Source organism: Salinivibrio costicola subsp. alcaliphilus (assembly GCF_001996185.1).
Taxonomy (GTDB): Bacteria; Pseudomonadota; Gammaproteobacteria; order Enterobacterales; family Vibrionaceae; genus Salinivibrio; species Salinivibrio costicola.
Genome location: NZ_MUFR01000065.1, coordinates 1 through 7950, shown reverse-complemented (window position 1 = coordinate 7950; position 7950 = coordinate 1). Strand labels below are relative to the sequence as shown.

At 44.5% G+C, this 7950-nt stretch carries 6 protein-coding genes and 1 pseudogene; all 7 read left to right on the top strand.

Features of this window, described 5'->3' with window-relative positions:
• The first annotated feature begins 359 nt into the window (after positions 1 to 359).
• Positions 360 to 1292 (top strand): alpha/beta hydrolase, encoded by a 933-nt coding sequence (locus BZJ21_RS14635; protein WP_077670184.1) that lies wholly within the window; start codon positions 360 to 362, stop codon positions 1290 to 1292.
• 217 nt (positions 1293 to 1509) lie between these two features.
• A complete protein-coding gene (locus BZJ21_RS14630) occupies positions 1510 to 2853 on the top strand; it encodes an MBL fold metallo-hydrolase RNA specificity domain-containing protein (protein WP_077670183.1) in 1344 nt (447 codons plus the stop codon).
• 721 nt (positions 2854 to 3574) lie between these two features.
• A complete protein-coding gene (locus tag BZJ21_RS14625) occupies positions 3575 to 3775 on the top strand; it encodes a hypothetical protein (protein ID WP_077670182.1) in 201 nt (66 codons plus the stop codon).
• 71 nt (positions 3776 to 3846) lie between these two features.
• Positions 3847 to 4143 (top strand): annotated as a pseudogene (locus BZJ21_RS14620) (ISAs1 family transposase); the annotation flags it as partial.
• A gap of 99 nt (positions 4144 to 4242) precedes the next feature.
• Positions 4243 to 5523, top strand: coding sequence for a Vi polysaccharide biosynthesis UDP-N-acetylglucosamine C-6 dehydrogenase TviB (gene tviB, locus BZJ21_RS14615; RefSeq protein WP_077670181.1), 1281 nt, complete (start codon positions 4243 to 4245; stop codon positions 5521 to 5523).
• Between the two features lie 81 nt (positions 5524 to 5604).
• A complete protein-coding gene (locus tag BZJ21_RS14610) occupies positions 5605 to 6636 on the top strand; it encodes an NAD-dependent epimerase/dehydratase family protein (RefSeq protein WP_077670180.1) in 1032 nt (343 codons plus the stop codon).
• The gene (locus BZJ21_RS14605; protein WP_077670179.1) at positions 6629 to 7849 is read left to right on the top strand and encodes an oligosaccharide flippase family protein; all 1221 of its coding nucleotides are present in this window, start codon (positions 6629 to 6631) and stop codon (positions 7847 to 7849) included. Before BZJ21_RS14610 ends, BZJ21_RS14605 begins: the two co-directional genes overlap by 8 nt.
• Positions 7850 to 7950: the final 101 nt, after the last annotated feature.

Here is a 7950-nt window from a genome sequence, read left to right as displayed (position 1 = left end):
CAGATTTGTTTTGGTGTTGTAAAACATCAAAGCGAATACCACCCGCAAGTGGTTACATAACCCTTTACGGATGGTTCGGAGAGATGGTATCTACGCCTGATTTATATATCGGTGGTCATATTTAATTTTTACTCGTTCCCACGCTCCTGCGTGGGAATGCATACGGATTTGCACCATGAACTGAAATCGTTACAAAATCATCAAGCCGTACTTCCTACGCCTTGTTTATATATCGGCGATGCCATTGGCTGGGCTTACTCTTTTCGTCTTCTCCCTCGCAAAATCCTCCAAACACCATACAACTCAGCGACCTACTTCGCTTATCCTTCCCCGCACATTCATAACCGGTGGATGATGCCATGTTATTTATTACCAGCCGTATTCCTGAACAAGGGCCGACCAGTGAGGCCGGCCGTTGGTTAAGCTTTGATAACCAAAATACCGATATCTCAAAGTGGGTGTATTTTTGCCAGCGCGCCGGGCAGGGTGAATACCAAGAGATCACCGCGGCGCCGTTTATGGCCAAACTGAAAGCCTTACCCGCGCATACCCAGGTACTGTTTTTGCTCCATGGCTACAATAACCAAATGGAGCGCAACATCTTCCCAATGGCGCAGACGTTACAACACCAGTTTGATCGCCTCGCCCCCAACGCCATGCTGGTGGTGCCGATTATCTGGCCCTGTGACGACGATGGCCGGCTCGGTGCTGTCGATGACTATTGGGACGATCAACTTGCCGCCACCGCGTCAGGATTGGCGTTTAGCCGCTTACTGGCGATGTTTGATGATTGGCGCCGCGCCCCCGAGCAACAAACCACCCCGTGTAAACGACGCATGAACGTGCTTGCCCACTCCATGGGCAATCGCACTTTAATCAGCACCTTTTGCCATTGGCACCAACACGCCGGGCTCGACACCATGCCGCAATGGTTTCGGCATATCTTTATGATGGCCGCCGATGTCGATAACCAAGCCCTAGAGCCGCACCAACCGGGCAGAGCAGTGCTGGATGCCGCCAAACAAGTTCACATTTACTATGCCGCTGATGATATCGCCATGGCCGCCTCAAAAGTGGTCAACGTACGCCACCGCACCGTCACCCGCCGCCTCGGCATGACCGGCCCCGAAAACCTCGACGCACTTCCTGCGAACAAAGTGACGGTAACCGACTGCGACGCCTTTAACGACCAATTCGACCCCCACTGGGGTCATACCTATTTTCTCACCGACGACAACGGCCACCCAAGCCCATTGATAGAACAAATGATGGATAAGATGATAAGAGATTGAAGGCGGGGAAGAGCAAACCGTGCTCGCATCCGGGCCTTTGCTCTTTCTGTACTCTGTATTCCGTCATCGGTATTCGGGAATTGGAATACAGAGCGCTTCGCTTACAGAATACCGAAAAGAGCAGCCGGTTCTCGCATTGAGGCTCTACGCTCTTTCCGTATTCCGTATTCCGTATTCCGTATTCCGTATGCCATAATCTTTTCCCTAGGATCCGACCATGCCCAACATCTCAATCGATACTGACACCCTCACCGTCACTCACCATGGTGGCTATCAAACCGTGACAGGCTCTTGCCATCAAGTGGATATAAAACTCAGTGGCTTACGCTTGCTGGTTGACTGCGGTCAATACCAAGGCGATGACGCGCGGGAGGCGAGGGTGAACCTCAACGGCAAACGCATTGATGCGCTGATTCTCACTCACGCCCATATCGATCACTGTGGTTTGCTGCCTTGGCTACTGGCGGCGGGCTTTAACGGCCCCATTTATTGCACCGAGGCCACTGCGGAGCTGGTGCCGCTATTGATTGATGACACCTTAAAACTGCAACTCAATATGAACTATGGCCATCGTCAGCGGGTGCTCGACCGTATCCGCCAGTTGATGGTGACACTGCCTTACAACAGCTGGCATCGGCTAAAGCCCAAGCAAAAAGGGCAGCCAGCGACCTATTTGCGCTTGCAACCGGCCGGGCATATTTTGGGCTCGGCCTATGTCGAGTTAAAACTGCCCGACGAACAGCGCGTAGTGTTTTCGGGCGATTTAGGCCCAAGCAACACGCCACTGCTACCTGATCCAATCCCGCCAAGCCGCGCCGATATCTTGTTTTTAGAATCCACCTACGGCGATAAAACCCATGAGTCCGTCGGCAACCGTGACCAGCGGCTCGAGGCGATTATTCAACGCTCACTAGAAGACGGTGGCGCAATATTAATCCCAGCGTTCAGTGTCGGCCGCACCCAAGAGCTATTGTTTGATATCGAGCAGCTTATCTATCAAAAGCAGCTTGATAAGGCGCTCCCCATCATTCTCGACTCGCCCATGGCGCAAAAGGTGACGCGTCACTATCGCCAGTTTAAAAAGCTATGGAGCAAAGAGGCCAAAACCAAGCTTAATCAACACCGCCATCCGTTAGCGTTTGAGCAATGCATTACCATTGATGAACATAGCCAGCATATGACATTGGTGAACCGCCTAAAACAAAGCGGTGAGCCGGCCATTGTGGTCGCCGCCTCCGGCATGTGCCAAGGCGGACGGATTATGAACTACCTTGCCGCCTTGCTTGAAGACAAACGCACTGATGTGATCTTTGCCGGTTACCAAGCCCAACACACCCTCGGCCGTGATATTCAGCAAGGCAACAAACAAGTGTGGATAGACAACACGCCCGTCACCGTCAACGCGCAAATCCACACAATTTCTGGCTACTCCGCCCACGCCGATCAAAACGACTTGGTCAAATTCGTGCAAGGCATCCAACCGCCGCCAAAACAAATCCACTTGATTCACGGCGAACCGGACAGCCAGCAAGCGCTAGGCACTCTTATCCGTAATCAGTAGTCCGTAAGCGAAGCGCTCCGTATTCCCATTCCCGAATACAGATGACGGAATACAGAGTACAGAAAGAGCAAGAGCTCCAATGCAAGCACGAGGCTGCTCTTCTCGGTAATCCGTAAGCGAAGCGCTCCGTATTCCCATTCCCGAATACAGATGACGGAATACAGAGTACAGAAAGAGCAAGAGCCCCAATGCAAGCACGAGGCTGCTCTTCTCGGTACTCCGTAAGCGAAGCGCTCCGTATTCCCATTCCCGAATACAGATGACGGAATACAGAGTACAGAAAGAGCAAGAGCCCGGATGCGAGCACCAGCTGCTCTTTTCGGTATTCTGTAAGCGAAGCGCTCCGTATTCCCATTCCCGAATACCGATGACGGAATACAGAGTACAGAAAGAGCATAATCCCCAATGCGCGCACGGTTTGCCCTTCCCCGTAATCTTTTGCCTAAAAACCCACCACACCGCCTGCGTAATGTCGACTTTTTGGCGCTAGGCCTTTTGCCTACAAAAATTAGCAGGTAAACTCATAACCCATTAAAATTTACCGGCTGTGCGTCGTGCGCGGCCAGACACAATCTAGCTATGCGCACAGGGGGAGCGACACCTCATGGCGGTAGCGTGGGTAAATCCGGCTCTTCACCGGATGTAGTGGAAAGTGTTTCTTTTCAAATTTTCCGATTAATTGGAAAATAAGGAAACACTCTGCGCTTGAGCCCTGAATCAGATGAAAGATACAGCACTCTATCAAGCGATCCTTGGACTGATTCCGCCATGGACTGTCGACTCTGTCCAGGTGGATAAAACGAGCCAACGTATTATCGTGACTATCATGCACGAAAGTCATTTAGGCGTTGCTTGTCCAACATGCTCGAAAGCTCAGGGAAAACGCATGAAGATCCGCGTCATGCCTGGGTTAGCGATTTAATGACTTAGTTGTCACTTGGGGCTGAAAACCGTGCGTTATGCCATGCTTATTAATTAAAATAAGTGAAAACAGATATTTCCGTACGCTATTATATAAGTTCAAAAGCACTGACAGCGAAAGAGTTACATGATGCCACTCGCTCGCACTGGTTAATTGAATCAATGCACTGGCAACTCGATGTTGGATTAAAAGAAGATGCATGCCGAATTAGGGTGGATGACCGAGCGGAAGTTTTTGCACGAATAAGACAAATGGTTTTGATTTTATTAAAGCAAGAGAAGAGTTTCAAAGCCGGCATTCAACGCAAGCGAATGATGTGCGCGATGGACCAGGAGTACCTGGCGACCGTGCTAGGAAGCCTTTCATGACGCGAATGTTATAGCGTTTTTGTAAAACATTTCTACCTTAGGTGATAATGTGTTCACCTACAGGTTGTTTCGAAGTTCAAACCGGCTAGGAATAAAAATATGAATTTTTCTTTAAATAATTCTAGAATTGGTATCATTGGGTTGGGTTATGTTGGCTTGCCGCTCGCGGTGGAATTTGGTAAAAAATCCCAGACGGTTGGATTTGATATTAATCGTACTAGGATTGAAGAACTCGCTGAAGGTCGAGACACTACTCGGGAATGTAGTGATAATGAGTTGGCGGAAGCAACATATCTTTATTACACATCTTCGCTTCAAGACCTTAAAAAATGCAATGTGTACATTGTGACTGTTCCTACTCCGATTGATGAACACAAGTGTCCTGATCTTACTCCGTTGATTAAAGCTTCAGAAGCATTGGGTACTGTGATAAGCCAAGGTGATATTATTGTCTATGAATCAACCGTTTATCCAGGCGCTACAGAAGATGAGTGTATTCCCGTTGTTGAGCGCGTTTCTGGCCTTAAGTTTAACCAAGATTTTTTTGCAGGTTACTCACCCGAGCGAATTAACCCGGGTGATAAAGAGCACCGCGTAACCAACATCCTTAAGATAACAAGTGGTTCAACTCCAGAGGCTGCGGAATTCATCGATCAACTATACAAAACAATCATCACTGCAGGTACACACAAAGCGTCATCAATTAAAGTGGCGGAAGCCGCCAAAGTCATCGAGAACACGCAGCGAGATGTAAACATTGCATTGATCAATGAGCTGTCAATTATCTTCAACAAGCTTGGTATCGATACATTAGAAGTGTTAGAAGCGGCGGGTACGAAATGGAACTTTTTACCATTTCGTCCAGGGTTAGTAGGTGGTCACTGTATTGGAGTTGACCCTTACTACCTCACGTACAAAGCGCAAGCAGTCGGCTATCATCCTGAAATGATTTTGGCTGGGCGTCGCCTAAACGATGGCATGGGGCAGTACGTCGCTTCTCAGCTGGTAAAAACAATGCTAAAAAAGCGTATTCATGTAGAAGGTGCAAACGTGCTTGTTATGGGACTCACATTTAAAGAAAACTGTCCTGACCTTCGCAATACCAAGGTGGTTGATATTATCTCTGAGTTACAAGAGTATAATATCAATGTCGATGTTATGGATCCTTGGTGTTCAAATGATGAAGCACTGCATCAATATGGCTTAACACTTTGTGAAAAAGAAAAGCAAGGCCATTACGATGCAATCATCATGACGGTAGCTCACAATGAATTTAAAAAAATGGATGTCCAAAAAATTCATACCTTGGGTAAGCCAGAACACGTGCTGTACGATCTGAAATATGTTCTAGACAAAGAAAGTGTTGATATACGCCTTTAAAGAATATAATACTTTAGGGTTTAGGAGATAGCCCTAAGTCCTAAAGTCTATCACGTAGACTTCTCCTATATGGAAAACACAATGACCAAATACGAACAAATCCAACAAGAGCTAGCTAAATCACCAAAAACATGGCTAGTAACGGGTGTTGCGGGCTTTATTGGCTCAAATCTACTAGAAACACTACTTAAGCTTGACCAAACCGTTGTGGGTTTAGATAACTTTGCGACAGGCTATCAACATAACTTATATGAAGTAAAAGATTTAGTAAGCGAAGCCCAGTGGGAGCGTTTTATCTTTATCGAAGGTGATATCCGAGAGCTGAAAACATGCCAAAAAGCTGTAAAAGGTATTGATTACGTACTACACCAAGCAGCACTTGGTTCTGTACCTCGGTCTATCGCAGACCCAATCGAGACTAACGCAGCAAACATTACCGGTTTTTTAAATATGTTGCATGCTGCAAAAGAAGAAGTGGTAAGCAGCTTTACTTATGCCGCAAGTAGCTCGACATACGGTGACCATCCTGCATTGCCTAAAGTTGAAGAAAGTATCGGTAATCCGCTATCACCTTATGCAGTGACAAAATATGTTAATGAACTTTATGCTAACGTATATAATTATGTTTATGGTTTTAAAGCAATTGGTTTAAGATACTTTAATGTGTTTGGACAACGTCAAGACCCAAATGGTACTTACTCCGCGGTAATACCGCGCTGGACATCGCAACTGATTAATGGTGATGACGTCTTTATAAACGGCGATGGTATAACTAGTCGTGATTTTTGTTTTATAGACAACACAGTACAAATGAACATATTAGCTGCAACTGCACCTGAACAGGCTAAGGCTCAAGTGTATAATGTGGCTGTAGGTGAGAGAACCACATTGAATACATTATATAGTAGTATTCAAAGTTCGCTAATAATTAATGGAATTAAAAACTATGATAAGCCTATTTATCGTGATTTCAGAGCGGGTGATGTACGCCACTCTCAAGCTGATATAAGTAAAGCCAAAGATAACTTAGGTTATGAACCTGAATTTAATATTAAACAAGGTATTGAAAAAGCTATGCCTTGGTATGTTGATTTTTTGAAAAGAAATGTTTAAAAACATCTTGCGATTAATGGTTGGTAATGGTTCCGCACAGTTAATACAGTTTGGTAGCATTCCGATTTTAACCCGCTTCTATTCACCCGAAGATTTTGGTGTATTTTCAATTGCCATAGCCATATCCGGAGTCTTAACCGTTATATCATCCTTACAGTTAAATGTTGCAATTGTCTCATTAAAATCTTATGTTGCGGTATGTCGTTTACTGTCGTCAGCATTGTTGTTGAATGTTATGATGATTACAGTAAGTGTCCTATTAACTTTTTCTGTTAGTTATATTTTTTATGATGGAACCATAAATCCTTTTCTGATTCTACTAATCGTCTTTATAGCTTTTTTTTCCTCATTAAATAATTTACTTAAAGGAGTGTTTGTATATTTGGGGACTTTCAGTAGTTTAGCAAAAACGTTTCTTTTTCGATCAATGACGATTGCTAGTCTACAGTTTTTATTTATATTTACCTCTACTAGTAATGGATTAATATTTGGTTTGTTAGTTGGGGAGATAATTATGTTTGTAACTCTTCTCTTTGTTGTTCAGCTTCAGTTACGGAAAAAAGTGCTTACGGTTTCTAAAAGAACACTAAAGCGATTGTTTATCTCCTTAAAACAACTTAAAGCATTTTCATTGTATGGGACCATGCAGGAGTTAGTCAGTGTTGCGGTTTTTTGGTTACCGTTATTTATTATAACAACTATTTTCGGTAGTGCCATTGGTGGAGAGTATTCTGTAAGTGCTAGGATTTTATGGCCTGCAACAGTCTTGCTTACAGGTGCTGTTGCACAAGTCTTATTTCATCGTATGGTTAATATTCAAAAAGAAAAAATAGCAGAAGAGCTATTTTTGTCACATTATTTCAAACTTTTATTCATTCCTCTAATATTCGCTGCATATTATCTATCACCAATGATCTTTGATTTTATTCTAAATGAACAGTGGGAAGGTGCGATTTCGCTTTCTAAATATGTCGCTATTTTGTGTGTTATCTTTATATATGTAATGCCATACCGAGTGATATTTAGGGTTTTACATTTACAAAAAAAACAATTGATTATTGAAACATTCATATCATTTCTATTGCTTACTTCGTTGTTAGTGATTGATTTTTCAGATGTAGAGCTATTGCTAGTCTATATAGCTATTGTGATGCTAATTCAAGCTTTTTTACAAGAGTTATACATAAGAAAGGCTTTGTACTCCGATGGTTAAATCCAGGGAAAACGCATGAAGATCCGCGCCATACCTGGGCTAGCAACTTAATGACTAAATTGTCACTTAGGGCTGAAAACCGTGCGTTATGCCATATTTAT

What these genes read in the sequence shown, in the direction of transcription:
- BZJ21_RS14630 (WP_077670183.1), top strand. Translation starts at nt 1,510, where the DNA reads ATGCCCAACATCTCAATCGATACTGACACCCTCACCGTCACTCACCAT.
- BZJ21_RS14610 (WP_077670180.1), top strand. Translation starts at nt 5,605, where the DNA reads ATGACCAAATACGAACAAATCCAACAAGAGCTAGCTAAATCACCAAAA.
- BZJ21_RS14635 (WP_077670184.1), top strand. Translation starts at nt 360, where the DNA reads ATGTTATTTATTACCAGCCGTATTCCTGAACAAGGGCCGACCAGTGAG.
- tviB (WP_077670181.1), top strand. Translation starts at nt 4,243, where the DNA reads ATGAATTTTTCTTTAAATAATTCTAGAATTGGTATCATTGGGTTGGGT.
- BZJ21_RS14605 (WP_077670179.1), top strand. Translation starts at nt 6,629, where the DNA reads ATGTTTAAAAACATCTTGCGATTAATGGTTGGTAATGGTTCCGCACAG.
- BZJ21_RS14625 (WP_077670182.1), top strand. Translation starts at nt 3,575, where the DNA reads ATGAAAGATACAGCACTCTATCAAGCGATCCTTGGACTGATTCCGCCA.